Raw genomic sequence first — 585 nt, 5'->3', positions numbered from 1 at the left:
TGTGTTGCGGCTCGCGAATGTTTTGGTTCGACCGCAACAATCCTAATGTCATTTTCTGCGACATCCGGCGTGAGAGTCATATTCTCTGTGATGGACGGGAATTGAATATTGAGCCGGATATTGTCGCTGATTTTCGCGCCCTGCCATTTGCCAGTAATACATTTCAGTTGGTTGTATTCGATCCGCCTCATCTGGAACGAGCAGGTGAAAACGGTTGGCAGCGGAAGAAGTATGGTGCACTGGATAGAACGACATGGCGCGATGATTTAACTCAGGGATTTAAAGAGGCGTTTAGAGTGCTGCGGCCATCAGGAACGCTGATTTTCAAATGGAACGAAACCCAAATCAAAACTAGCGAGATATTAGCGCTGACATCTGAATCACCATTGTTTGGCCACCCATCAGGAAAACGTGCAAATACGCACTGGGTGGCATTCATGAAGGAGGATGCATGCAATACACACCGTGGAACCCCAATCCCAGAGCAGTTCAGAGAGTCAATGACCCGCTCCCCGTTCCTACCCAATGTCGCTGCTGTCATAACCACGTAACCATCGCCCATCACACGGAGGTGTTTGGGTACAC

General features: G+C 49.2%; 1 pseudogene. It reads left to right on the top strand.

Annotated features, from left to right (window positions below):
- Positions 1 to 446 (top strand): annotated as a pseudogene (locus PSI22_RS21345) (SAM-dependent methyltransferase); the annotation flags it as partial.
- Positions 447 to 585 lie beyond the last annotated feature (139 nt).

Origin of the sequence: Xenorhabdus aichiensis (assembly GCF_028598775.1) — a bacterium.
Lineage (GTDB): Bacteria > Pseudomonadota > Gammaproteobacteria > Enterobacterales > Enterobacteriaceae > Xenorhabdus > Xenorhabdus bovienii.
This window is presented reverse-complemented; position numbering and strand designations above follow the sequence as displayed.